Source organism: Allobosea sp. P4_C6, from assembly GCF_056402015.1.
The window spans coordinates 105,742-129,320 of sequence record NZ_JBFUIF010000007.1 but is presented as its reverse complement, the minus strand read 5'-3'; the positions used below and the strand labels follow the sequence as shown (position 1 = coordinate 129,320).

22 protein-coding genes are annotated in these 23,579 nt (G+C 66.5%); 9 read left to right on the top strand and 13 right to left on the bottom strand.

What is annotated here, in order from left to right; all coding sequences use genetic code 11:
- Nucleotides 1-7: 7 nt before the first annotated feature.
- On the top strand, nt 8-529 hold the full coding sequence (locus AC1DVA_RS07335; RefSeq protein ID WP_265050716.1) for a hypothetical protein: 522 nt from the start codon (nt 8-10) through the stop codon (nt 527-529).
- A gap of 154 nt (nt 530-683) precedes the next feature.
- On the opposite strand, the gene AC1DVA_RS07330 is transcribed toward AC1DVA_RS07335, so the two are convergent.
- Nucleotides 684-2,504, bottom strand: a complete 1,821-nt coding sequence (locus tag AC1DVA_RS07330) for an ABC transporter ATP-binding protein (protein ID WP_265050717.1) — start codon at nt 2,502-2,504, stop codon at nt 684-686.
- Between the two features lie 121 nt (nt 2,505-2,625).
- On the opposite strand from AC1DVA_RS07330, the gene AC1DVA_RS07325 reads away from it, so the two are divergent.
- Nucleotides 2,626-3,762, top strand: a complete 1,137-nt coding sequence (locus AC1DVA_RS07325) for a DSD1 family PLP-dependent enzyme (RefSeq protein WP_265050718.1) — start codon at nt 2,626-2,628, stop codon at nt 3,760-3,762.
- Between the two features lie 66 nt (nt 3,763-3,828).
- Nucleotides 3,829-4,605: a hypothetical protein gene (locus AC1DVA_RS07320; RefSeq protein WP_476805505.1), complete on the top strand. Its 777-nt coding sequence runs from the start codon at nt 3,829-3,831 to the stop codon at nt 4,603-4,605.
- A 167-nt stretch (nt 4,606-4,772) separates the two neighbouring features.
- Here AC1DVA_RS07320 and obgE read toward each other — a convergent pair whose 3' ends face one another.
- Both obgE and AC1DVA_RS07310 read right to left on the bottom strand, forming a co-directional pair.
- Nucleotides 4,773-5,816: a GTPase ObgE gene (gene obgE, locus AC1DVA_RS07315; protein ID WP_265050720.1), complete on the bottom strand. Its 1,044-nt coding sequence runs from the start codon at nt 5,814-5,816 to the stop codon at nt 4,773-4,775.
- 77 nt (nt 5,817-5,893) lie between these two features.
- Nucleotides 5,894-6,760: a LysR family transcriptional regulator gene (locus AC1DVA_RS07310; protein WP_265050721.1), complete on the bottom strand. Its 867-nt coding sequence runs from the start codon at nt 6,758-6,760 to the stop codon at nt 5,894-5,896.
- A gap of 165 nt (nt 6,761-6,925) precedes the next feature.
- Between AC1DVA_RS07310 and AC1DVA_RS07305 the strand changes: the two genes are divergently transcribed.
- A complete protein-coding gene (locus tag AC1DVA_RS07305; RefSeq protein WP_476805504.1) occupies nt 6,926-7,828 on the top strand; it encodes a DMT family transporter in 903 nt (300 codons plus the stop codon).
- Nucleotides 7,829-7,842: 14 nt separating this feature from the next.
- On the opposite strand, the gene AC1DVA_RS07300 is transcribed toward AC1DVA_RS07305, so the two are convergent.
- Nucleotides 7,843-8,403 carry a dihydrofolate reductase family protein gene (locus tag AC1DVA_RS07300; protein WP_476805503.1) on the bottom strand — a complete coding sequence of 187 codons (561 nt, stop codon included), beginning with the start codon at nt 8,401-8,403 and terminating at the stop codon, nt 7,843-7,845.
- 99 nt (nt 8,404-8,502) lie between these two features.
- Between AC1DVA_RS07300 and AC1DVA_RS07295 the strand changes: the two genes are divergently transcribed.
- From AC1DVA_RS07295 to AC1DVA_RS07285, 3 genes are all read left to right on the top strand, one after another.
- Nucleotides 8,503-9,006 carry a winged helix-turn-helix transcriptional regulator gene (locus tag AC1DVA_RS07295; protein ID WP_265050724.1) on the top strand — a complete coding sequence of 168 codons (504 nt, stop codon included), beginning with the start codon at nt 8,503-8,505 and terminating at the stop codon, nt 9,004-9,006.
- A 75-nt stretch (nt 9,007-9,081) separates the two neighbouring features.
- Nucleotides 9,082-10,194: a hypothetical protein gene (locus AC1DVA_RS07290; protein ID WP_476805502.1), complete on the top strand. Its 1,113-nt coding sequence runs from the start codon at nt 9,082-9,084 to the stop codon at nt 10,192-10,194.
- The gene (locus AC1DVA_RS07285) at nt 10,191-10,865 is read left to right on the top strand and encodes a hypothetical protein (protein WP_265050726.1); all 675 of its coding nucleotides are present in this window, start codon (nt 10,191-10,193) and stop codon (nt 10,863-10,865) included. Before AC1DVA_RS07290 ends, AC1DVA_RS07285 begins: the two co-directional genes overlap by 4 nt.
- Before the next feature lie 4 nt (nt 10,866-10,869).
- On the opposite strand, the gene AC1DVA_RS07280 is transcribed toward AC1DVA_RS07285, so the two are convergent.
- From AC1DVA_RS07280 to AC1DVA_RS07270, 3 genes are all read right to left on the bottom strand, one after another.
- Entirely contained in the window at nt 10,870-14,091 is a 3,222-nt protein-coding gene (locus AC1DVA_RS07280; RefSeq protein WP_476805501.1) for an efflux RND transporter permease subunit, read from the bottom strand.
- A gap of 11 nt (nt 14,092-14,102) precedes the next feature.
- A complete protein-coding gene (locus tag AC1DVA_RS07275; RefSeq protein ID WP_265050728.1) occupies nt 14,103-15,278 on the bottom strand; it encodes an efflux RND transporter periplasmic adaptor subunit in 1,176 nt (391 codons plus the stop codon).
- A 77-nt stretch (nt 15,279-15,355) separates the two neighbouring features.
- Nucleotides 15,356-15,994, bottom strand: a complete 639-nt coding sequence (locus AC1DVA_RS07270) for a TetR/AcrR family transcriptional regulator (protein ID WP_476805500.1) — start codon at nt 15,992-15,994, stop codon at nt 15,356-15,358.
- 250 nt (nt 15,995-16,244) lie between these two features.
- Between AC1DVA_RS07270 and AC1DVA_RS07265 the strand changes: the two genes are divergently transcribed.
- Both AC1DVA_RS07265 and AC1DVA_RS07260 read left to right on the top strand, forming a co-directional pair.
- A complete protein-coding gene (locus AC1DVA_RS07265; protein ID WP_265050730.1) occupies nt 16,245-17,048 on the top strand; it encodes a glutamine amidotransferase in 804 nt (267 codons plus the stop codon).
- Nucleotides 17,045-18,286 (top strand): NAD(P)/FAD-dependent oxidoreductase, encoded by a 1,242-nt coding sequence (locus AC1DVA_RS07260; protein WP_476805499.1) that lies wholly within the window; start codon nt 17,045-17,047, stop codon nt 18,284-18,286. The genes AC1DVA_RS07265 and AC1DVA_RS07260 overlap by 4 nt, the downstream gene beginning before the upstream one ends.
- A 249-nt stretch (nt 18,287-18,535) precedes the next feature.
- Here AC1DVA_RS07260 and AC1DVA_RS07255 read toward each other — a convergent pair whose 3' ends face one another.
- The 6 genes from AC1DVA_RS07255 to AC1DVA_RS07230 form a co-directional block, all read right to left on the bottom strand.
- Nucleotides 18,536-19,333 (bottom strand): succinate dehydrogenase iron-sulfur subunit, encoded by a 798-nt coding sequence (locus tag AC1DVA_RS07255; RefSeq protein ID WP_265050732.1) that lies wholly within the window; start codon nt 19,331-19,333, stop codon nt 18,536-18,538.
- Entirely contained in the window at nt 19,326-19,676 is a 351-nt protein-coding gene (locus AC1DVA_RS07250) for a hypothetical protein (RefSeq protein ID WP_265050733.1), read from the bottom strand. The genes AC1DVA_RS07255 and AC1DVA_RS07250 overlap by 8 nt, the downstream gene beginning before the upstream one ends.
- A gap of 17 nt (nt 19,677-19,693) precedes the next feature.
- On the bottom strand, nt 19,694-21,526 hold the full coding sequence (sdhA, locus tag AC1DVA_RS07245; protein WP_265050734.1) for a succinate dehydrogenase flavoprotein subunit: 1,833 nt from the start codon (nt 21,524-21,526) through the stop codon (nt 19,694-19,696).
- Nucleotides 21,527-21,530: 4 nt separating this feature from the next.
- Nucleotides 21,531-21,923, bottom strand: a complete 393-nt coding sequence (sdhD, locus tag AC1DVA_RS07240) for a succinate dehydrogenase, hydrophobic membrane anchor protein (protein ID WP_265050735.1) — start codon at nt 21,921-21,923, stop codon at nt 21,531-21,533.
- A 12-nt stretch (nt 21,924-21,935) separates the two neighbouring features.
- Nucleotides 21,936-22,337, bottom strand: a complete 402-nt coding sequence (gene sdhC / locus AC1DVA_RS07235) for a succinate dehydrogenase, cytochrome b556 subunit (protein WP_265050736.1) — start codon at nt 22,335-22,337, stop codon at nt 21,936-21,938.
- A 149-nt stretch (nt 22,338-22,486) separates the two neighbouring features.
- Nucleotides 22,487-23,548, bottom strand: a complete 1,062-nt coding sequence (locus AC1DVA_RS07230) for a MaoC family dehydratase (protein ID WP_265050737.1) — start codon at nt 23,546-23,548, stop codon at nt 22,487-22,489.
- Nucleotides 23,549-23,579: the final 31 nt, after the last annotated feature.

Genomic DNA, 23,579 nt, shown 5'->3' with positions numbered 1-23,579 from the left:
AAAAGCCATGCCGCATTTCGTCGAAGCGCTGCAACTGGAGGCCACCGAGGCCATCGCGCAGATGCAGGAGGCCGCATTGCGGGCACGCCACGCCCATGCCCGCGCCGAGCTGATGCGGCACATGCTGACCACCGCCCGCAAGGTCAGGGACAAGCCGAAGGCGGAAGCCGTCGAGACCGTCGTGCGCGAATGGATGGACGCCTGGAACCTCGGCCGCGCCGAGTGGCCGCACATCGCCCGCGAGATGGAGGCCTTCACCGAGGCCTTCCATGACTACGCCAACGATCCCGGCGAGGCGCATGACACGCGCTTGCGCGAAACCTGCGCCACGCTCGACGCCGCCCTCGAACAAGAAGGCACCTCGATCTCTGACCAGATGGCCTTCCGCTCGCAATGCGCTCATGGCTGGTGGGAGCTGGTGAAGCCGGTCCCGGACGATCTGCCCGGCCGCAAGCCGCGCCCCTCGATCCCCCCGCTTGAATCCGGCAAAGCATTCTGGGAAGCCGGCTGCGCCGAGTTCTGCAAGTAGGCTGCGTTCTCACGGAAGCGCGGGTCATCCCGGCCGGAGCGAAGCGCGGAGCCGGGATCCATGCCTGAACCTTGCTCGGAAACGCTCCAGTATGGATCCCGGGTCAAGCCCGGGATGACCGCGTATTTCCGCGACAGAACAGCGAGCCCGGTGCTCAGCTCTCCAGGAACTGCATCCTGTACAGCCGGGCATAGGCTCCGTCGCGGGCCAGAAGCTCGTCATGGCTGCCGGTCTCGACGACCTTGCCCTCGTCCATCACGACGATCAGGTCGGCCTCGCGAATGGTCGAGAGCCGGTGCGCGATGACGATGGTGGTGCGCCCCTTCATCAGCTTCGCCAGCGCCTGCTGGACGAGGCGTTCGGATTCGGTGTCGAGCGCGCTCGTGGCTTCGTCGAGCAGCAGAATCGGCGCATCCTTTAGGATGGCGCGTGCGATGGCGATGCGCTGGCGTTCGCCGCCGGAGAGCTTGTGGCCGCGCTCGCCGACCGAGGCGCCGTAGCCGCCCGGCATCGCCATGATGAAGTCATGTGCGGCCGCGGCCTGGGCGGCGGCGACGATCTCCTCCTGTGTGGCATCGGGGCGGCCGAAGGCGATGTTGGCGCGCACCGTGTCGTCGAACAGCACCACGTCCTGGCTGACCACGCCGATCCGATGGCGGAGGCTCTCGAGTGTCACATTGCGCAGGTCCTGACCGTCGATCTCGATGCGTCCCCCGCTCGGATCGTAGAGGCGCGGCACCAAAGCGAGCAAGGTCGACTTGCCCGAGCCGGAGCGGCCGACCAGTGCCGTCATCTTGCCGCCCTGGGCGACGAGTTCGATACCCTCCAGCGCGCGCTGATCCTCGCGATAACGGAAGCGCAGATGCCGGAAGGCGACTTCGCCGGTCTTGATCGCCAGGGGCTTGGCGCCCGGTCTTTCGACGATCTGCGGCTTCTCGTCGATTAGCGCGTAATAGCGCTTCAGAGAGGCGCCGGCTTCCTGGACGATGGCGTTGAGGTTGCCCAGCGAACGCATCGGCTGCGCCGCGAGCAGCAGTGCCGAGACATAACCGGTGAAATCGCCCACAGTCGATGAACCCGAAGTGATGCGCACCCCGATCGCGGCGAGCACGCCCGCGACCGCGATGCCGCCGCCGACCTCGAGCAGCGGATCGAGACGGCCGCGCGCATTGGCGGCCTTCATCTTCAGGGTCCTGATGGTCTCGAAGGCGCTGCCCGCACGCTGCTTCAGATAGGGTTCGAGCGAATCCGTCTTGGCGACGCGGGCTCCCTGCAGGCTCTCGGTGACGAGGCTTGCCATGATGCCGGTCTGCTCCTGCTGCGAACTCGCCATGCGCCTGAGCTTGCGACCGATCCGGCCGATCGGATGAGCCACCACCGGCGCGATCAGCAGGACCACCAGCGTCATCTGCCAGTCAATCCAGAACAGCGCGCCGACGAGCGCGATCGCCGTCACCACGTCGCGGATGGCGATGTTCACGATCCGCGTCAGCGCCTCCTTCACGAAAGTAAAGTCGGTCGTGAAGCGTTGGGTCAGCGAGGCTGGGTTCTCTTTCTGGAGCTGCGCGAGGTCGGCATCGATCAGATGGCCATAGAGCGCGGTCTGCATGTCGGCTTCGATGCGGCTGACGACATTGTTGGTCATCACCGTCTGGGCGAGCAGCGAGAAGCCCTTGATGGCGGTGACGATGACGACCACCGTCGCGATCGCGTTCACCACGCCGATCTCGTAGTTGATCGACTTCGAGACCAGCCGCTCCATGCGCCTGACGAAGCCGGTCGATTCGGCCGTCAGCGGATCGGCGAAAGCGTCGAAGGCCGCCTTGATCAGGAGCGGATAGAAGCTCGTCGTCGCGGCGATGATCACCACGAGCGCGAGGATCATTGCCATCTGTGGCAGGTAGGATTTGATCTGCTCGCGCCAGACACGGGCGAAGAGCGCGAGGGTATCGTCGGTAACGCGTCCGATCTTCATGGGCCGCGCCTATCACGGCAGGACGGCAAGCGCCACTGGGCGCATGCCCGCATCGAGGCCGGAGGCCTTGCTACGGACACGAAGCTGTCTTCCCATGGCCACAACCGATTCAGGAGACTCCATGCCGCTATCGCCGCCGGCCCAGCCCGGCCAAAGCCTCGCCGAAATCGAAACGCCGTCCCTCGTCCTCGATCTCGATGCCTTCGAGCGCAACCTCGTTGCCATGGCAGCCTTCACCCAGGCGCACGGCGTCCGGCTTCGGCCCCATTCGAAGACCCATAAGAGCCCCGAGATCGCCCTGCGCCAGATCGCGAACGGGGCGGTGGGGCAATGCTGCCAGAAGGTCTCGGAAGCCGAAATCCTGGTCGCGGGCGGCGTCGGCGACGTGCTGGTGACCAACGAGATCGCGAGCCCGGCCAAGCTCGACCGGCTGGCCCGGCTGGCCCGCAGCGCCCGCGTGGGCCTCTGCGTCGATCACCCCGACGGCGTGCGCGAGGCGGCGGAGGCGGCAGCCCGGCAGGATGTCACGCTCGACGTCTATGTCGAGATCGACGTCGGCGGCCGGCGCTGCGGCGTCGCCCCCGGCGAAGGCGCCGTCAGGCTCGCGGAAGCGATCGCCCGCTCCAACACGCTGCGCTTCGCCGGCATCCAGGCCTATCATGGCTCCGCCCAGCATATGCGCTCCATCGACGAGCGGCGCGAGGCGATCGAGCGATCGGGGCTCGCCGCGCGCAACACCGTCGAGCGGCTCGCCCATGCCGGGCTGAACTGCGAGATCGTCAGCGGCGCCGGCACCGGCACGCATGAGCTGGAGACGCAATCCGGCATCTGGAACGAGATCCAGGCCGGTTCCTACATTTTCATGGACGCGGATTACGCCCGCAACCGCCAGGCCGACGGCACGCCCTTCCGCAGCTTCGAACATGCGCTCTTCATCCTCGCCGGGGTGATGAGCAAGCCGGTGCCGGACCGCGCCATCGTCGATGCCGGCCACAAGGCCGCCGCCATCGATTCCGGCATGCCGACGCCATTCCGCCGCGACGGCGTCGTCTACACCAAGCCCTCGGACGAGCACGGCATCCTGACCGGCGATCCGATCGCGCTGCCCCATCGCGGCGACCGGCTGCTGCTCGTGCCCGGCCATTGCGACCCGACGGTCAACCTGCACGACTGGTATGTCTGCGTGCGCGGCCTGCACGGGCCGGACGCCCATGTCGAGGCGCTCTGGCCGGTGGCGGCGCGCGGCGCCCTGACCTGACGCATCGGCCCGCAAAGTGGGAACCGGTTTTCGGAAGCGGCCGATGCGAAACGCAAGCGCATAGCCATGCTCGCGGAACTCGCCCTGCGGCTGGCGACGCCGGCCGCGCGGATGACGCGCAAGCTCGGCCTGGTGACCGAGAGCGTCGCGCTCTGGTCGCGCGGCCTCCGGCAGCGCCGCGCCTGGGCCGAACATCACACTCGCCGCCGGGCCGTAGTGGCGCAAGCCGTGGCCGAGCTGCCCGCGCGACGGACCGCCGTCATCCTCGGCTCCGGCCTGCTGCGCGACATCCCGCTCGGCCTGCTTTGCGCGAATTTCGAGCGTGTGCTGCTGGTCGATGCCGTCCATCTCCCGCAAATCCGGCTTCGCATGCGCTTCCGGCGCAACGTCACGCTGCTGACCCGCGACCTGACCGGCATCGTGGGCTGGCTCGCCGGCGAGAGCGACGGCCGCAGCGATCCGCTGGTCGACCTTGTCGCCGATCCGGAGCTGGACCTCGTCGTATCAGCCAATCTGCTGTCGCAGCTCGCCTGGCCGATCGAGGACTGGCTTGCCGACAACCCTGACCGTGCGGAGACGCTGCCACCCGATCTGCCGGCACGCTGCATCGCCTGGCACCTCGCCGATCTCGGCCGCTTCCGCAGCCGCGTAATCCTGCTGAGCGATGTCGAGATGATCGAGCGCGATCGCTCAGGCGCGATCGTCGACCGGCTCGATCTGACGCGTGGCGTCGAACTGCCTGCGCCGGACGAAAGCTGGGACTGGCCCGTCGCGCCCTTCGGCGAAGCGGCTCGCGACCGCGAGAGCATACACCGCGTCGGCGCCTGGCCGGATTTCCGCTAGAGTGCGCTGTCGTCCGACGCTTTCAGGATGCATGCGAAACCGCGCCGTCATCCCGGGCTTGAGCCGGAATCCATCGAAGGACACCGGAGCTCTATGATGGATCCCGGATCAGCGCCGCTGACGCGGCTTGTCCGGGATGACGAGGCGGTTCCACAGGATACTAGACCTTACGGCCGCCAACCGGTTTCCTCGACAGGAGCGCTCTCGCGCTCCTCCTGGCGGCGCGCCTCCTCGACGATGGCGAAGAGCGCCCGCAACGACGCATCGACGCCCTCGCCCGAGGCGGATGACAGGATGATCGGCATGCGCTTCGCCGCCCGCTTCAGCCGCGCGACCTGCTCCTTGAGCAGCTCCGGCGTCAGCGCGTCGACCTTGGAGAGCGCGACGATCTCCGGCTTGTCGGCCAAGCCCTCGCCATAGGCCTCGAGCTCTTCGCGAACGGTCTTATAGGCCTTGCCGGCGTGTTCGCTCGTGCCCTCGACCAGATGCAGCAGCACGCGGCAGCGTTCGATATGGCCGAGGAAGCGGTCGCCGAGGCCGTGCCCCTCATGCGCGCCCTCGATCAGTCCGGGAATGTCGGCCAGCACCATCTCGCGCCCGTCGACCCGCACGACGCCGAGGCCGGGGTGGAGCGTGGTGAAGGGATAATCGGCGATCTTGGGCTTCGCCGCCGTAACGGTGGCCAGGAATGTCGACTTGCCGGCGTTGGGCAGGCCGACGAGCCCGGCATCGGCGATCAGCTTCAGCCTCAGCCAGACCCAGCGCTCCTCGCCGGGCAGGCCGGGATTGGCGTGGCGCGGCGCCTGGTTCGTCGAGGTCTTGAAATAGGCATTGCCGAAGCCGCCATTGCCGCCCTTGCACAGCACGAAGCGCTGGCCCGGCTCGGTCAGGTCCGCGATCTTGGTCTCGCCGTCCTCTTCGAGGATCTCGGTGCCCGGCGGCACCTTCAGCACGATCGCCTGCGAATTCGCGCCATGGCGGTCCTTGCCCATGCCGTGCTCGCCGATCTTCGCCTTGAAATGCTGCTGGAAGCGGAAATCGATCAGCGTGTTCAGCCCCTGCACGCATTCGACGACGATATCGCCGCCGCGCCCGCCGTCGCCGCCATTGGGCCCGCCGAATTCGATGAACTTTTCGCGGCGGAAGGAGACGCAGCCCGCGCCGCCGTCACCGGCCTTCACATAGATCTTGGCTTGGTCGAGGAATTTCATGCCGTTTCAGTAGTGATGACAGAAGGAAAGGGCAATGCCGCCTTTCCTTCTCGCCCCTCGCGTCAGGAGGAATGGTGTCAAGCCGCAAGCCGCAGCATGCTCATTTCCTCGCGAAGCGCGTCGGCGAAGCGCCGCGCCGCGAGATCGGGATGCGGCGCCATGATCAGCCCGACGGAGAGCTCGAACAGGGGCGGCAGGCCCTCGGCCGGGCCGAGCCGGCGGAGCGAAGGCGGCATCGCGCTTTCGGTGATCGCCGCCACGCAGAAGCCGGCTTCCACTGCCGACAGCACGCCCGAAGTATGCGAGCAGGAAAAGACGAGCCGATGCGCCTTGCCGGCCGTGTTGAGCGCAGCAAGGATGCGCGGCCGCGCCCGGCATCCCTCGGCAAAGAGCGCGAGCGGCAGAGTCTCCTGTAGTTCCGGCCGGTGGCCGCGCGCCGCCACCCAGACCAGCGGCTCGCGCCGCAGCATCTCGCCCATCGGCTTGTTCGGATCCTGCGTGACCACGGCGATGTCGAATTCTCCGGCCAGCAGCGCCGGCTCGATGCGCTTCGACAGATCGCAGCGCACTTCGAGCTCGACCTTCGGATGCTCGGCGGCGAAACGCGCGATCAGCGGCCTGAGATAGGCATCCATGTAGTCGTCGGGAATGCCGATGCGCAGCCGGCCGGACGGGGTGTCGCCACTGAGATCGGCCAGCGCCTCGCGCTCCACTGCAAGCAGGCGCCGCGCATGGGCGATCAGCCGTTCGCCGGCATCGGTCGGCGTGACGCCGCGCCGGGAGCGCTCCAGCAGCTTGTGGCCGAGCTGGTTCTCAAGATCCTGGATCCGGACCGAGATCGCCGACTGGGTGCGGCCGAGCCTGGCGCTCGCGGCGGTGAAGCCGCCGGTTTCGGCCACGGCCACCAGCATGCCGAGCGCGGCAAGGTCGAAATGAACGGTCATGACGTGCCTCCCTGGAACGAGGGCCTTCGATCGATTTTAAGAATGGTTAAATCAGAATAATCCGTTTTTCCGATGGAAGGAAGCGCCCTATATCCACGCCTGAACGAGGCTCAGCCCGCCGCATCGTCGCGACCGAAGCTGGCTTCAACATCAGTCAGAAACACCATGTCAGCTCCCGCCATTTCCGTCCGGCCTGCCTCGCCCGCGCTCGTGATGTTCCTTACGCTGCTCGCCGGCGCGACGTTCATCGGCTTCTCCGGCATCTTCGTGCGACTGGCCGATGTCGGCCCCGCCGCGGCCGGATTCTGGCGCATGGTGTTCGCCCTGCCGGTCCTCGCCGCCTGGACGGCGCTGGAGCAGCGCAAGCCGGCGGGCGACAAGGTGCGCGGCGGCGCCTTCGGCGCGGTCGCGCTGGCAGGCCTGACCTTCGGCATCGACGTCACGCTCTACAACGCCGCTCTCGGCCATACGACGATCGCCAACGCCTCGCTGCTCGGCAATCTCGCCCCGGTCGGCGTCGTGCTCGGCGGCTGGCTGCTGCTCGGCGAGCGCCCGTCCCGACGCATTCTCGGCGCGCTGATGCTCGCGATCGCCGGCGCGCTGCTGCTCGTCCTGCCGAAATTCACCGGTGCCGCCCAGGTTTCGGGCAATCTGCTGGGCGACAGCCTCGCCGTCGGTGCGGCGATGTCCTACGCCACCTATATCCTCGCCGTGCGCCGTGCCCGCGACCGGGCGGATGCCGGATATGTCAGCCTCGTCTCCAGCGTGGTCTGCGCCGTCTTCTGCCTCGCGGCAGCGCTGGCGCTCGGCGAGCAGATCATTCCGTCGAGCCTGCAGGGGTGGCTCGCCGTCGCCGCGCTCGGCCTCGTCTCGCATGCGCTCGGCCAAGGGCTGATCACGCTCTCGCTCGGCAGCTATGGCGCGAGCGCCGCCTCGCTCGTCATGGTCTGGCCGGCGCTGGTCAGCGTGCTCGCCGCCTGGGCGCTCTTCGGCGAGCAGCCGACGCCCGTCCAGGCTTTCGGCGGCGTCGCCATCCTCGCCGCCGTGCTGATGGTCCGGCGCGGCTAAATCGCAAGACTTACTTACGCCATTGCCTTGACGCCGTAGTGCAGGATCACGGTGCCGTTCTTCAGCGGGCGGGCCGTGATCAGCGAGAAGCCGCGCTTGTCGGTGCCTTGCTTGAAGAAGGGCGTGCCCCGGCCGATCGTGAGCGGCGCGACCCCGAGCATGATCTCGTCGACCAGCCCGGCGGCCAGCAGCGATTCCGTCAGCTCGGCGCTGCCGAAGACATAGATATCCTTCCCCGGCACGGCCTTGCGCCGGGCGATCTCGTCGGCGATGTCGGCCGTCACCGTCGTGTTGTTCCAGTCCGAGCCCGTCAGGCTGCGCGAGGCGACGAGCTTCGGCAGGCTGTTCATAAAGGCTTTGGTCTCGCCCTCCTCCTCCGCGCTCGTCCAATAGGCCTTCATGCCCTCATAGGTGACCCGGCCTAACACGAGCAGCCCGGCCTTGTCTCCGAACTCGCTGCTCATCTCGTTCAGTTCCTCGCCCCAGGCATCGCTGTGGAAGGCCAGATCCCATTTTTCCGGCCCTTCGAAGAAGCCCTCCAGCGTCATCAGATTCCAGACGATCAGCTTGGCCATCTCACCTCTCCTGCCGCGCTCGGATAAACCAGTTGTGAATTGCAATTGGTTGATGATTATCCAAACCGATCCTACATTGCAATCAGTTTGGAGACGAGCATGCGCGAGACCGGCCGTTCGGGCTGTCCGATCAATCTGACACTTGAAATCCTGGGCGATCGCTGGAGCCTGATCGTCCTTCGCGACATCATGTTCGGCAATCGACGGCATTTTCGCGAGCTCCTGTCGAAATCGGAAGAGGGCATCGCCTCGAACATCCTCGCCGATCGACTGAAGCGACTGGTCGAGAAGGGCCTGCTCTCGCGCCGCGACGATACCAGCCACAAGCAGAAGGCGATCTACAGCCTGACCGAGATGGGCATCGCGCTCGTTCCCGTCTTCGCCGCGATGGGCGAATGGGGCCGCCGCTTCCTGCCGGTGACGGAGGAACTCTCGATCCGGGCCGAACTCCTGAGCGAAGGCGGCCCGGCCTTGTGGGAGCGCTTCATGCAGGAGCTCAGGCACCTGCATCTCGATGCAAACAAGCCCGAGCACTCCGTGCTCGGCGAGCTGACGCAGGCCTATCAAGCAGCGCTGGCGCGGCGGAAGGCTCTGGCAGGCTGAGCCGCACGGACACCGGCCGACTTATCCCCGGTGGCCAGGACTACCGGACAATAGGGCTCCTCTCAGGAGCCCGTCATGCCAGCCCACCATCGCTTTTCTGACCGCGGGAGCGAGCTTCGCACCCTGCGCATGCGCTTGCTTCGCCTGCGAGACGAACTCGGCCTGATCCGGCGCGATCACTGGCTTCGCAAATACAATCCTTCCCAACCCCGCGTGCCTGCCGGCGGCCCTGGCGGTGGACAGTGGACCAGCGGCGCGGGAGGTGGCGGCGGTTCAGGCGGCGGAAACCCAGATTTTCCCGACGGCACATCGCTCGACGCAGATGCCGGCTGGTCCTCGCTCGGCGAGGGCTGGAACGAGGACGGCTCGGTCTTCGAGCAGGCCGTCACGGACGGCCAGGGCACGACGATCCAGTCGGAATACGCCGCCTCGCGCGCCGCCGGCTTCGACGAACGCCAGACCGTCATCGACCGCGATGGCAACACGGTAAGCTTCGAAACGACGGACAAGGTCCAGTTGATTCGCGACGGCGGCCCAGACGGAGAAATAGTCAGCCAATCGGTCTGGGGAGAAAATGGACCAGACGTGGTCGAGGCGAGATGGCGACGCGGCGGAGGATCAGGAGGTTCTCGGTCGCAAGCGGCCGGCAAATTGTTCGACTGGTTCAATAGCCTGGGAGAAAGCAGCGGCGCTCTACCCGTTCTAGGGTTTCGTGCCCACGATTATGCACCTGGGAAGGCCGATTCTTTCAGCACGTCATGGGTCGGCAAGGTTGATCGTGCCGAAGTCGAACAAGCCTGCCCTTACCTCCCAAAAATCCAGGAAATGTTGGATGATGCGGCACGCGAGGCCGGACCGCCGAGCAATTTCTCAACGATGCAGAAATACGGCACAGGCGTTCATCTCCGACTCAAGAATCGCGTCGATGTCTGGAACAATCCTGCCGTCGTCGCAGAACGGTCCTACTTCAAAGAATTGCGCGAATTGGGGGAGCAGCCTTATGGAACAGCCGGAACCAAACGTTTTGATGTCTTTGAAAGAGGAATCAATGGGACCCGTTGCCTTTACGATATCAAGACGGGCCGCGAGCTCTCACGTTCTGAGGCGGACATTACCGCCGATGCCGCTATGCGCATTCGCGGATCAGTGAATCGCCTTCTCGTAATCGAGTTGAGGCCTCGACTTTGACAACGCGGCGACAGATCGACGAGCTTCTTCGTCCCTATCGGCAGCGCAAAGACCTTCATGTCCGTGGGCATGAGATTTATCTCGTGCCTATCCATCATGTCACCCGCGGCCTCAGAATATATCGGACGGGTGAGGCCGATCGTTTTGACATCGCCTTGTTCGTCGGCCTCAGCTTTGACCCGGCGTTGGGGTCCCCACGTGCGGTGTCCCAGGTTTTCAGATACGAGAACTGGCTAGCCCGCTGGACGGAGCCGAATCTTCAGCAGCATTTCGAACGCATTATCCGAGAATACGTCTTGCCGTCGCTGAGGCCCCTGAACTTAGCAACTTTTGCCATTGAACAGGACCCACCTCGTCAAGGGCCGGAACTCCCGCTCGAAGATGCGTTCGAGCTCGTGCATATGAAGGCCTTGCTCCATACCGCTCGGGGCGATTTCAAAGCTGCAGCCGCAAGCCTTGAAGTTCTAACTGAAATCCCGCGCGGTCACCGCGTGATGGAGCCGGTCCTGAGTGCCCTTCTGGACCATCTCCGGCCACTGATCTTGGCCAATGACCGCACCGCGGTGGCTGCCATGTTGCACGATTGGGAAGCGGACTCGATAGGGCGCTGGGAATTGTCCGCGCATCACGAACGCACGCCCTTCCCGCTCGAACTTCAGCCGCAGCCCTGATACCTCACTCCGCCGCCAGCCGCGGCGGCGCCGGCTTCGACATCGCCTCGGCCGTCGCGATCGCGGGGGCCGCGTGCTCGTCGATCGGCTCCCAGTTGCTCTCGTCCTCGGCCTTGCTGAAGAAGCGGCCGAAGAGCCAGCCCGTTGCGCGAGAGAGATCGTCCATCACCATGTAGAAGGATGGCACGAAGACGAGCGACAGCACCGTCGAGACGAGGAGGCCGCCGATGACCGCGATCGCCATCGGCGCGCGAAACTCGCCGCCGTCGCCGACGCCATAGGCCGAGGGCAACATGCCCGCCGCCATGGCGATGGTTGTCATCAGGATCGGCCGCGCGCGCTTGCGTCCCGCCTCGATCAGCGCCGTCAGCCGGTCCTTGCCGCGCCCGACCTCCTCGACTGCGAAATCGACGAGCATGATCGCGTTCTTGGTGACGATGCCCATCAGCATCAGCAGGCCGATATAGACCGGCATCGACACGGCATTGCCGGTCGCCAGCAGCGCGATCACGACGCCGCCGAAGGAGAGTGGCAGCGAGAGCAGGATCGTGATCGGCTGGAAGACCGACCCGAACAGCAGGATCAGCACGGCCAGCACCAGCATCAGCCCGGTCGTCATCGCCGTGATGAAGCCTTCGACGACCTCGCCCTGGATCTCGGCATCGCCGGTTGCGGCGATCCAGACGCCGGACGGCAGGCCGACCTCCTTGACGATCTGCTGGAACTTCTCCTGCGCCGTGCCGAGTTCGAAGCCGCGCTTGAGATCGGCGCCGATCTGTGCCCGGCGGACCCGATCGTAGCGGTCGATCGAGCTCGGCCCCTCGCCGAAGCCGATATCGGCGACGGCGGTGAGCGGAATCGAGACGCCGCTCGTGTTGGTCACGCGCAGCGCGGCGATGTTGCGGATATCGGTGCGGGCATCTTCTTCGAGCTGCACGCGGATCGGCACCAGCCGGTCGCCGGCGTTGAACTTGGCGAGATTGGCGCCGACATCGCCGATCGTCGCGACGCGCACGGCTTCCGAGATCGCTTCGGGCGTGACGCCGAGATTGGCGGCCTCCTCCAGCTTCGGCGTGACGCGCAGCTCCGGGCGGCTCAGCGAGCCGGCGGTCGCGACGTTGAGATAGCCGTCGACTTGGCGCATCCGCGCCTCGATCTTGGCGACGGCGGCATCGAGCGCATCGCCGTCCTTCGACATGATCGACAAGGCCATCTCGCGTTCGCCGCGCTCGTTGACGTACCAGGCGCGCACATCCGGCACGCTGGCGAGCTTCTCGGCGATCGTGACCTTGAGCTCCTTCTGCCTGATGTCGCGCTCGGCCTTGGGCTTCAGCAGGATGAAGACGGCGGCGCGGCGGACCTCGCGCTGGCCGGTCGGCGATGCCCCGCCCAGCACGAAGACGTTGGTGACCTCGGGAATCGCCTTCAGCGCGTCGACGAGATGGTCGGTGGTGACGCGCGTATCCTCGAGCGTCGAGCCGGGCGGCAGCTCGACCGAGGCCACGACGCGGGAGGTGTCCTCGTCCGGGATGAAGCCGGTCGGCAGCAATTGCGTCGCCTGGATCGAGCCGACCAGGAAGAGGAAGCCGACCACCAGCGTCGCATAGGCGGTGTTGAACGGCATCGTCCGCCAGCGCCGCGAGCCGTCGAAGCGCGGGAAGAACGGGATGCGCCGCTTCTTCAGCGTGCCGTTCAGCAGGCCGACATAGGCCCGCATGATCCATCCGTCCTTCGGATCGGCATGCTTCACGGGGCGCATCAGATAGGCGGCCATCATCGGCGTGATCAATCGCGCGACGAGCAGCGAGAACAGCACCGCAACCGCCACGGTCAGGCCGAACTGACGGAAATACTGCCCGGCGACGCCGCCCATGAACGAGACCGGCGCGAAGATCGCGACGATGGTAAGCGTGATCGCGATGACAGCCAGGCCGATCTCGTCGGCCGCCTCCATCGCAGCGCGATAGGGCGATTTGCCCATCTTCATGTGCCGGACGATGTTCTCGATCTCGACGATGGCGTCGTCGACGAGGATGCCGGTCACCAGCGTGATGCCCAGCAGGCTGACGAGGTTGAGCGAGAAGCCCATCAGCTCCATCGCCCAGAAGGTGGGGATGGCCGAAAGCGGCAGGGCGATCGCCGTGATCAGCGTCGCGCGCCAATTGCGCAGGAACAGGAAGACGACGACGACGGCGAGCGCGGCACCCTCGATCAGCGTCTCCATCGCCGCCTTGTAGTTGCCGTGCGTATAGGCGACGGCATCGTCGATCGGGGTGATCTTGATGTCGGGGAAGCGCTTGTTCAGCTCCGCCACCCGCTGCGCGACGACATCCTTGACGGAGAGTTCGCTGGAGCCCTTCGAGCGGAACACCGCGAAGGTCACGACCGGGCTCTTGTTCAGCCGGCCGAAGGCGCGCGGCTCCGAATTCGAATCCTCGACGCGGCCGAGCTCCTTGAGGCGCACCTCGCGCCCGCCGGTCAGCGTGATCTTGGTTTCGGCAAGCTCGGCGACCGTGCGCGCGCCCGCCAGCGTGCGGATCGCCTGCTCCTGCCCGCCGACCTCGCCCCGCCCGCCGGCCAGATCGACATTGGTGGCGCGGATCTGGCGGTTGACCTCGCCCGCGGTGATGCCGAGCGCCAGCAGCCGGTCGGGATCGAGCGAGATGCGGATTTCGCGGTCGACGCCGCCATAGCGCTCGACGCGCCCGACGCCCTTGAGGCCCTGCAGCTCGCGCGCCACGACATCGTCGACATGCCAGGAAATCTGCTCCAGCGTCATCCCGGCCGAGGCCGCGCCATAGGTCAGGATCGACTGGCCTTCGACGTCGATGCGCTGGATGATCGGCTCGTCGATCGTCCGCGGCAGATCGGCCCGGATCTTGGCGATCGCGTCCTTGACGTCGTTGACGGCCCGGTCCGTGTTGGTTTCGAGCCGGAACTCGATGATGGTCTGCGACTGCCCGTCGGTCAGCGTCGACATCACATGCTTCACGCCGGTGATGTTCGCGACCGAATCCTCGACGCGCTTGCTGACCTGGCTTTCGAGCTCGGCCGGTGCGGCGCCAGATTGCGTCACGGTGACGGAAACCAGCGGCACGTCGATGTTCGGGAAGCGCGTGACCGGCAGCTTCGAGAAGGAGAGCAGCCCGAGCACGCAGAGCACGACGAAGAGCAGGATCGCCGGAACCGGCTTTCGGATCGACCAGGCGGAGAAATTCACGTTCATGGCCGAATCCGTCAATTGGTCGCGACAGGCGTGACGAGATCGCCGTCGCGCACGAAGGTGCCGGCGCGTGCCACCACGGTCTCACCCTCCGCGAGTCCGGTCGCGATCTCGGCCCGTCCACCGCCGGCCAGGCCGATCGTCACCGGCTTGGTCGTGACCTTGCCGTCCTTGACGGTCTGCACGGTCGCGCCCGAGCGGCTATAGGTGATCGCCGAAAGCGGCAAGGTCACGGCCCGCTTGCGGCCTGTCTCGATGATGCCGCGGGCGAAGCTGCCGAGCGACACGGGCGGGTTGCCGTTGAGCGCGACGCGGACGCGGCCGAGGCGCGAGGCCTTGTCGACCTCAGGCGAGATCAGCCGGATCGTGCCCGCGAGCGCGTCCTTGGCCCCTGCGGGCAAGACGGAGACGCCCTGACCCACCTTCAACCCCGGCAGCTCGACCTCGGCGACCTGCGCTTCCAGCTCGACCGCCCCGTCGGCAATGATCCGGAAAAGCGGCTCGGCTCCGGCGCCCATGCCGGCCGTTGCGCCGAGACGCGCGGTGCGGCGGCTGACGATGCCTGCATGCGGCGCCTTGATATCGGTCCGCGCGAGCTTGACCGTGATGTCCTTGCCCTGCGCCTGAGCGAGCGCCAGATCGGCCGTGGCGATGGCGAGCGCCTGCCGGGCCGAGTTCGCCCGCGCCTGGCCCGAGCGCGCAGCGGCCGCACGCTGGTCGAACGTCTCGATGCTGGCATTGCCGGTGTCGCGCAGCGCCTTGGTCCGATCGAAGGCATTGTTGGCCTGGACGAGATTGGCGTCGGCCTCGGCGATCTGGGCATTGGCCTGAGCGACCAATGCTTCCGCGCGGGCGATCTGCGCGTCGTTCTGCACCTTCTGGACGTCGAGCGTCACGCGGTTCAGCCGGGCCAGCACCTGCCCTTGCGCGACCTTGTCGCCCTCCTCGGCCAGAAGCTCGACGATCGACAGCCCGTCGACCTCCGGTGCCACCAGGATCTCGTCGCGCGCAACCATCGAGCCCGAGACGACCACGCTCTGGACGATCTCGGTCATCTGCGCCTGCGTCACGGTGACGGACGGCCCGGCAGCAGCCGCGGCCGGGGCCGGCGTCTGCGCGACGAGCGGCAACGGGATCGCCAGGAGAGCCGCTGCCAGCGCCATCGGGGCGACCAGGCGAAAAACGGTCATGCGAACGGGCATCGGGTGTGGTCCTGTTGCGGCCTTGAAGCCGGAGGAAAAGGCGAGAAGCCCGGCGGGTGCAGACATCATGGCTGCACGTCCGCTTCGGGCAGGAGCATGGTCTGCGCGAGCTGGCGCATGCTGGCGAAAAGCGTGTCGGCGGCAGTTGCCTCGTCGAAGGCCGGATCCATCCCGCGCCGACAGAAGAAGCCATCGGCCATCATCGAAACCGCCAGCAGGAAGCGGTGTTCGTCGAGCCGCGGCGGCAGCTCGCCGTTGTGCTTGGCCTCGCCGATCGCCGCCGCAAGCCCTTGGGCCACCGTGCCTTCGATATCCGCACACATGCGCGCCATCTCCGGGTTGCGCGCCGCCTCTGCCCATATCTGCAAGGCGATGACCGCCTTCTCGCGCGGTTGGCGGACGAGATGCTTGCGGCCGAGCTCCTCAAGCTGATCGAGCAGCGCGCCGTTGTCGGGGCAGAGCTCGCCGAAATCGGCCGCGATCAGGGAACGGTCGCGCTCGGCCATGCCGGCGATGATGGCGTCCTTGGAGCTGAAATAGCGATAGAGATTGCCAGGGCTCATGCCCGCCTCGGCCGCGACATCCTGCATCGTCGCCGCGTGGAACCCGGCGCGCGCGAAGACGCGCTCCGCCGCGTCGAGGATGCGGATATGTCGCTCCGACGGGGCGGGATCGGGCTGCGACGTGGAAACCAGAGGTGGCATCAGAACTCGGGAAAATGAGAATGAACGTTCATTCTCATCTCAGAAAGCGGAAGCGCGGTCAAGCGATTTGCCATCGGGGGTTGCGATGCCGCCGGGCATACCGCCCGAAGCTTGCCGGATCATTGCAGCGATCCCGGCGCACAAATTGCTTGCGTCGTCCCGTGTGGAACCTCATGTTTAGGGGCGATCTGGCATGGCTTTGCGCGCATCTACCCCGTCCGCCGAAGCGCGAGCGACCTTGAAGTCCGTGATGAACGACCACGCCTTCCCTTTCCGCGCGACCCGCAGAACCCGCTCGCCGCTATCCACCCGGCCCGTCCGCCCCGTCCCGAAACCGGTCCTGATCGTGCTGCATCAGGAGCATTCGACCGCCGGCCGTGTCGGCCGGCTGCTGCAGGCGCGCGGCCACGCTCTCGACATCCGCAAGCCGCGCTTCGGCGATCCGCTGCCGCAGACGATGCGCGATCACGCCGGCGCCGTGATCTTCGGCGGCCCGATGGGCGCCAACGATCCCGAGAATTTCGTCAAGGCGGAGATCGACTGGATCGGCACCTGCCTGAGGGAGGATGCAGCGTTCCTCGGCATCTGCCTGGGCGCGCAGATGCTGGCGAAGCATATGGGCGCGCGCGTCTACACCCATGGCGAGGGCCGCGCCGAGGTCGGTTACTATCCCCTCGCCATCACCGAGGCCGGCGCCGCCCATGCCGGCATGGCGGGATTCGCCTGGCCGGGCACCGTCTATCAATGGCACCGAGACGGCTTCGACTGCCCGGGTGGCGCCGAATGCCTCGCCACGGGCGGGGACTTCCCGGTGCAGGCGATTCGCGCGGGATTGAAGGCCTACGGCATCCAGTTCCATCCCGAGGTGACCCCGGCGATGATGCATCGCTGGTCGGTGCGCGGCTATGAGCGCACGCTGATGCCCGGCGCCCAACTCGGCCACACCCATGTCCCCGGCTGGTTCCAGCACGATCCGGCGATCCGGCTCTGGCTCGACGCCTTTCTCGACCACTGGCTGAAGGAACCGGCCGAAGCCGGAACAACATCCGCGTGACCAAATCAGCACTCGTCCTCGGCGCCGGCATGGTCGGCGTCTCCTGCGCGCTCGCGCTGCAGAAGCACGGCATCACTGTGACGCTCGTCGACCGGCGGGAGCCCGGCTGCGAAACCTCCTACGGCAATGCCGGGGTGCTGGCACTCTCGTCGATCGTGCCGCTCAACAATCCCTCGCTCTTCCCCAGTATCGCCGGCTATCTCGGCAACCGCCACCCGGCGCTCAATCTGAGCTGGCGCCGCGCCCTGGCCCGGCCCGGCTGGCTGCTGCGCTTCCTCTGGGAAGCCCGCCCCTCGCAAGCCGCGGCCCGCATCGCCGCCCTCGAATCCCTGACCGCCTGCACCGTCGAGCGGCATCGCGCCCTGATGACGGAGGCCGGCGTGGCTCACCGCCTGCGCGAGACCGGCACGCTGAAGCTCTGGCGCACCGACGCCGGCCATGCCGCGGCCAAGGCCGAGCATGATTTCCTGAAGAGCCACGGCATCGAATCCGAGATACTCGATCGGCAGGGTATCTCCGCCGTCGAGCCGAGCCTGAACCCGATCTTCCCGGCCGGGCTGCTGATTCCCGCCGTCGGCTCGGTCGATTCCCCCGGCGCCGTCACCGCGGCCTATGCCGCTCTCTTCGCCGATCGCGGCGGGCGCATCGAACAGGCCGAGGTCACGGGCCTCGCCCGCCAGGGCACCGGCTGGCGCGCGAGCACCGCGACGGGCGCCTTCGACGCCGACATCGCCGTGGTCGCGCTCGGTCCCTGGAGCGGCGACCTGCTGAAGCCCCTCGGCCTCGACCCGAAGCTCGATGTCGAGCGCGGTTATCATCGCCACCTGAAGGCGCGGGCCGGCGCCCGCCTGTCGCGGCCGGTCTACGACGCCGACGCCGCCTATTACATGGCGCCGATGGAACAAGGCTACCGCGTCACCAGCGGCGTCGATCTCAGCGATCGCGACGCACCCGACGACCACCGCCAGATCGATGGCGTCACCAAGGCCGCCCACGAAGCCTTCCCGTTCGACGGCGTGACCGGCGAAACCTGGCGCGGCGCGCGGCCGACCCTGCCGGATTCACTGCCGATGATCGGCGAAGCGCCTGGTAATCCCGGCCTCTGGCTCGCCTTCGGCAACCAGCATATCGGCTTCTCGACGGGGCCGATCACGGGAGAGATGATCGCGGCGATGGTTTGCGGTGAGACGCCACCGGCCGATCCCAAGCCGTTCAGGCCGGGGCGGTATATCGGCTGAAAGCCGTCCCGCCTGCCGTCATGGTCGGGCTTGACCCGACCATCTCTGGCCGAATGGGGCTCCAGCGCTTTCCTTCACGAGATTCTCGGTTCTGCGCTTCGCTCCGCCCGAGAATGACGCCCTGACTGAGCCGAGCGCGAATGCGCTGGCGTGATGGTCGAGAACCGGAGCGGAGCGTACATCAGTACGTGAGCACCGGAAGCGCCGGCCGTCGCGTCAGACGGCCGCGCCAGTAGCATTCGCGCCGTCTCAGACCTGCCGCGCGACCATCATCTTCTTGACCTCCGCGATCGCCTTGGCCGGGTTCAGCCCCTTCGGGCAGGCATTCGCGCAGTTCATGATGGTGTGGCAGCGGTAGAGCCGGAAGGGGTCTTCCAGATTGTCGAGGCGGTCGCCGGTCGCCTCGTCGCGCGAGTCGATCAGCCAGCGATAGGCCTGCAGCAGCGCGGCCGGGCCGAGATAGCGGTCGCCGTTCCACCAGTAGCTCGGGCAGGAGGTCGAGCAGCAGGCGCAGAGGATGCACTCGTAGAGGCCGTCGAGCTTCTCGCGGTCGTCCTTGGCCTGGCGCCACTCCTTCTCGGGCGCCGGCGTCGTGGTCTGCAGCCAGGGCTCGATCGAGGCGTGCTGGGCGTAGAAGCGGGTCAGGTCCGGCACGAGGTCCTTGACCACCGGCATATGCGGCAGCGGGTAGATCGCGACGCGGCCCGCATTCTTGCCGGTGCCGCCGCATTCGTCGATGCCGGTGGTGCAGGCGAGCCCGTTCTTCCCGTCCAGGTTCATGGCGCAGGAGCCGCAGATGCCCTCGCGGCAGGAGCGGCGGAAGGTCAGCGTCGGGTCGACCTTATTCTTGATCCAGATCAGCGCATCCAGCACCATCGGCCCGCAATCGTCGCGGTCGACATAATAGGTGTCGGTGCGCGGATTGGCGGTGTCGTCCGGGTTCCAGCGATAGATCTTGAACTCGGTGACGTGCTTGGCATTGGCCGGCTTCGGCCACGCCTTGCCCTCGGTCAGACGGGAGTTCTTCGGGAGATTGAATTCAGCCATGACGCATTCCGATTCCAGAAAGGCGCTTTCTCGCGGCGTGTCCCACCAGCCATCCTCCAGCGAGAGGTATAGTGAGACACGACATCAACAACGCAAATTTTGAAGATCGATCAGTCACGCCCGCAACACCGTAGCTGCCGATCGCCAGCACCAGCCCACCAACCCAGATAGCGGCTATGAGCGCCGCCAGAGATTTGCGGGATAGCTTGCGAAAGGCGAAGCCAAGCGCGGCGGGAATGCTGACGATCAGAACACCAAACAACGTCGGCATGTCGTCGCCAGCAGCATGAGCAGGAGTGCAAATCACCATTCCCGCCAGAGCCCAACCGACTGGAGCTGACATGTTGGTCGCCGACACAGTCAGTACACCCGCGCCTTGGGCTTAATGTACTCGATGTCGTTGGACATCGTGTAAGTGTGCACCGGCCGGTCATCGAGCGTGACCGAACGCTTCTCGTCGTCGATCCAGGCCAGGGTGTGCTTCATCCAGTCCTTGTCGTCGCGGTTCGGATAGTCCTCGCGGGCATGCGCGCCGCGGCTTTCCGGACGGTTCAGCGCCGAATCCATGGTGACGACCGCCTGGGTGATCAGGTTGTCGAACTCCAGCGTCTCGATCAGGTCGGAGTTCCAGATCAGCGAGCGGTCCTTGGTGCCGATGTCGGTGATGCCGCCCCAGACCTCGTGGATGAGCTTGTGGCCCTCTTCCAGCGTCTCGCCGGTGCGGTAGACGGCGCAGTTGTCCTGCATCGTCCGCTGCATCCGGTCGCGCAGATCGGCCGTCGGCGTGCCGCCCGACGCGTTGCGGTATTTGTCGAGGCGGGTCAGCGCGAGATCGGCCGAGTTCTTCGGCAGCTCCGGCTGCTTCTCGCCGGCCGTGACCGTCTCGGCGCAGCGCAGGCCAGCCGCGCGGCCGAAGACGACGAGGTCGATCAGCGAGTTGGAGCCTAGGCGGTTGGCGCCGTGCACGGAGACGCAGGCCGCCTCGCCGATCGCCATCAGGCCGGGCACCACCGTATCCGGATCACCGCCGACCTTGGTCAGCACCTCGCCGTGGAAGTTCGTCGGGATGCCGCCCATGTTGTAGTGCACCGTCGGCAGAACCGGGATCGGCTCGCGCGTCACGTCGACACCGGCGAAGATCTTGGCGCTCTCGGAGATGCCGGGCAGGCGCTCGTGCAGAATCTTCGGATCGAGATGGTCGAGGTGCAGGTAGATGTGGTCCTTGTTCTTGCCGACGCCGCGACCGGCCCGGATCTCCATCGTCATCGAGCGCGAGACGACGTCGCGCGAGGCGAGGTCCTTGGCCGAGGGCGCATAGCGCTCCATGAAGCGCTCGCCCTCGGAGTTGGTGAGGTAGCCGCCCTCGCCGCGCGCGCCCTCGGTGATCAGGCAGCCCGAGCCGTAGATGCCGGTCGGGTGGAACTGCACGAACTCCATGTCCTGCATCGGCAGGCCGGCGCGCAGCACCATGCCGCCGCCGTCGCCGGTGCAGGTATGGGCCGAGGTCGCCGAGAAATAGGCGCGGCCATAGCCGCCGGTCGCCAGGATCGTCTGCTGCGAGCGGAAGCGGTGCAGCGTGCCGTCATCGAGCTTGAGCGCGATCACGCCGCGGCAATGGCCGTCTTCGTCCATGATCAGGTCGATGGCGAAGTATTCGATGAAGAACTCGGTATTGTAGCGCAGCGCCTGGCCATAGAGCGTGTGAAGCATGGCGTGGCCGGTGCGGTCGGCCGCGGCGCAGGTGCGCTGGGCCGGCGGGCCCTCGCCGAACTCGGTGGTCATGCCGCCGAAGGGGCGCTGGTAGATCCTGCCGTCCTCGGTGCGCGAGAAGGGCACGCCCCAGTGCTCGAGCTCGTAAACGGCGGCCGGCGCGTTGCGCACGAGATATTCGATGGCGTCCTGGTCGCCGAGCCAGTCCGACCCCTTCACGGTATCGAACATGTGCCACTGCCAGGTGTCCTTGCCCATGTTGCCGAGCGAGGCCGCGACGCCGCCCTGCGCCGCGACGGTGTGCGAGCGGGTCGGGAACACCTTGGTGATGCAGGCGGTGCGCAGGCCGGCCTGCGAGCAGCCGACCGTGGCGCGAAGGCCGGCGCCGCCGGCGCCGACGACGACGACGTCGAAGGTGTGATCGGTGATCGGATAGGCAGCGCCGGCATAGGCCGGGACCGGGCGGGACTTGGTGATCGCCATCGGATCAGCCTCCAAAAGACAGCTTCAGCACCGCGTAGACGCTGGCCGCGCCGATCGCGAGGGCGAAGAAGGTGTTGCCCATCACGGCGAGGATCTTGAGACCTTCATTCGTGATGTAGTCCTCGATGATGACCTGCATGCCCAACCGCATATGGACGCAGGCCGAGAGGATGAAGAGCAGCATCAAAATCGCGACGAGCGGATGCGACAGCAGCGCCACCGCCGCCGGATAGGGGCGGCCGACCAGCGCGATGACGATTCCGATGAAGATGACCGTCAGGATGACGTTGGCGACCGCGGTGACGCGCTGCAGCCAGAAATGCCCGGTGCCCGACTTCGCCGAACCGAGGCCGCGGACGCGGCCAAGCGGGGTGCGCATGGAGGAGTTCGATTGCATGGTTTCAGCTCCTCAGCGCAGGACGAGGGCGACGATCCAGACCAGGACCGTCAGACTCGCCGAGGCGACGAGGGAGAACTTCGCCATGTTCATCCGCGTCTGCGGGTCATAGCCATGGCCCATGTCCCAGACGAAATGCCTGAGACCGCCGACCATGTGGTGGATCAGCGAGAAGCTGTAGAGGAACAGCACCAGACGGCCGAGCAGAGAGCCGGCGATCCACTGCGCCGTGTCGAAAGCGGCAGGGCCCGAGGCGGCAGCGACCAGCCAGGCGGCGATCAGCACCGTGCCGAGATAGAGCCCCGTGCCGGTGACGCGATGGGCGACGGACATCGCCATCGTCCAGGACCAGCGGTAGATCTGCAGATGCGGCGAAAGCGGGCGAGCCGCGGGCTTGACCTCGGCCAATATCATTCTCCGATCAAGCGGCCCGCCGGAAGGCGGACCCATTTGGGATCATTCTAGAGTGGTTGGTTCTGTAGCGAAACCGCCCCTGCGCTGCAATGCGGCATGCACGGAACGAAGTTACAGATTCTGAAATTCGTCATTTTGTTACGAAAACCTTAGCGCGGCAGCAGCGCCCAATAGTCGAAATCGAGGATCACGCTCGGGTCGTATTGATCGCCGAACTTCAGCGGAAAGCCGCTGCAGGGCTGGTCCTTGGTCGCGACGAGCCGGAGCCGGAGCGCGCCGACATCGCCGCGTCCGGGCAGCTCCGCGCTCGCCAGCACCTCGCTCCAGGCATAGACCGTATCACCCGCGAAGAGCGGCGCGACATGTCGCCCGCCATTGATCGCCGCAATGTGAAAGGCGTTGCCGAGCCCGTTGAATGACAGCGCCCGCGCGAGGCTGATGACGTGGCCGCCATAGATCAGCCGCTTGCCGAAGCGGCTGCCCTGCGCGGCATGCGCGTCGAAATGGACTCTCGCCGTGTTCTGATAGAGGCGGGTCGCGAGCTGATGCTCGGCTTCCTCGACCGTCATGCCGTCGACATGGTCGATCCGCTCGCCCGGCGTATAATCTCCCCAGCGGAACGCCGAGCCGGCCAACGCATCGTCATAAGCCGCGAGTTCGATCGCGGGGCAGCCTTCGCCGAATTGCTCCGGCAGGACGCCCTTTGCCAGCTCCGGCACCTGCTCGGCATGGGCCGGCGTACCGGGGATGCGCTTGCGGACCAGCACCCAGCGCGCATAGCTCAGCACGATCTCGCCATGCTGGTTGCGGCCGATGGACCGGACATAGACGATGCCGGCATCGCCCGACGACGCCTGCTTGAGCCCGATGACCTCCGAGGTCGTCGAGAGCGTATCGCCGGGGAAGACCGGCTTCAGGAAGCGGCCATCGGCATAGCCGAGATTGGCCACCGCATTCAGCGAAATATCCGGCACGGTCTTGCCGAAGACGATGTGAAAAACCAGCAGATCGTCGACTGGCGCGGCGGGATAGCCGACCGCCCTTGCGAAGGCATCCGAGGACTGCACGGCGAAGCGCGGGCCGTAGAGGGCCGTATAGAGCGCGACGTCGCCAGCCGTCACCGTCCGCGGCGTCGCGTGTACGATGGCGTCGCCGAGATGAAAATCCTCGAAGAAGCGGCCCGGATTCGTCTTGCTCGTGCTGATCGACATGAGGGCCATCCATCCGGCTTCGCTGGGGCGA

Coding starts and splice junctions, on each gene's coding strand:
- AC1DVA_RS07275 (WP_265050728.1), bottom strand. CDS start 15,278: ATGACCGTTTTTCGCCTGGTCGCCCCGATGGCGCTGGCAGCGGCTCTC.
- AC1DVA_RS07250 (WP_265050733.1), bottom strand. CDS start 19,676: ATGTCAGCTCCAGTCGGTTGGGCTCTGGCGGGAATGGTGATTTGCACT.
- AC1DVA_RS07255 (WP_265050732.1), bottom strand. CDS start 19,333: ATGGCTGAATTCAATCTCCCGAAGAACTCCCGTCTGACCGAGGGCAAG.
- AC1DVA_RS07230 (WP_265050737.1), bottom strand. CDS start 23,548: ATGTCGATCAGCACGAGCAAGACGAATCCGGGCCGCTTCTTCGAGGAT.
- AC1DVA_RS07305 (WP_476805504.1), top strand. CDS start 6,926: ATGTCAGCTCCCGCCATTTCCGTCCGGCCTGCCTCGCCCGCGCTCGTG.
- AC1DVA_RS07265 (WP_265050730.1), top strand. CDS start 16,245: ATGAACGACCACGCCTTCCCTTTCCGCGCGACCCGCAGAACCCGCTCG.
- sdhD (WP_265050735.1), bottom strand. CDS start 21,923: ATGCAATCGAACTCCTCCATGCGCACCCCGCTTGGCCGCGTCCGCGGC.
- AC1DVA_RS07280 (WP_476805501.1), bottom strand. CDS start 14,091: ATGAACGTGAATTTCTCCGCCTGGTCGATCCGAAAGCCGGTTCCGGCG.
- obgE (WP_265050720.1), bottom strand. CDS start 5,816: ATGAAATTCCTCGACCAAGCCAAGATCTATGTGAAGGCCGGTGACGGC.
- AC1DVA_RS07270 (WP_476805500.1), bottom strand. CDS start 15,994: ATGCCACCTCTGGTTTCCACGTCGCAGCCCGATCCCGCCCCGTCGGAG.
- AC1DVA_RS07330 (WP_265050717.1), bottom strand. CDS start 2,504: ATGAAGATCGGACGCGTTACCGACGATACCCTCGCGCTCTTCGCCCGT.
- AC1DVA_RS07320 (WP_476805505.1), top strand. CDS start 3,829: ATGCTCGCGGAACTCGCCCTGCGGCTGGCGACGCCGGCCGCGCGGATG.
- sdhC (WP_265050736.1), bottom strand. CDS start 22,337: ATGATATTGGCCGAGGTCAAGCCCGCGGCTCGCCCGCTTTCGCCGCAT.
- sdhA (WP_265050734.1), bottom strand. CDS start 21,526: ATGGCGATCACCAAGTCCCGCCCGGTCCCGGCCTATGCCGGCGCTGCC.
- AC1DVA_RS07325 (WP_265050718.1), top strand. CDS start 2,626: ATGCCGCTATCGCCGCCGGCCCAGCCCGGCCAAAGCCTCGCCGAAATC.
- AC1DVA_RS07300 (WP_476805503.1), bottom strand. CDS start 8,403: ATGGCCAAGCTGATCGTCTGGAATCTGATGACGCTGGAGGGCTTCTTC.
- AC1DVA_RS07335 (WP_265050716.1), top strand. CDS start 8: ATGCCGCATTTCGTCGAAGCGCTGCAACTGGAGGCCACCGAGGCCATC.
- AC1DVA_RS07310 (WP_265050721.1), bottom strand. CDS start 6,760: ATGACCGTTCATTTCGACCTTGCCGCGCTCGGCATGCTGGTGGCCGTG.
- AC1DVA_RS07295 (WP_265050724.1), top strand. CDS start 8,503: ATGCGCGAGACCGGCCGTTCGGGCTGTCCGATCAATCTGACACTTGAA.
- AC1DVA_RS07290 (WP_476805502.1), top strand. CDS start 9,082: ATGCCAGCCCACCATCGCTTTTCTGACCGCGGGAGCGAGCTTCGCACC.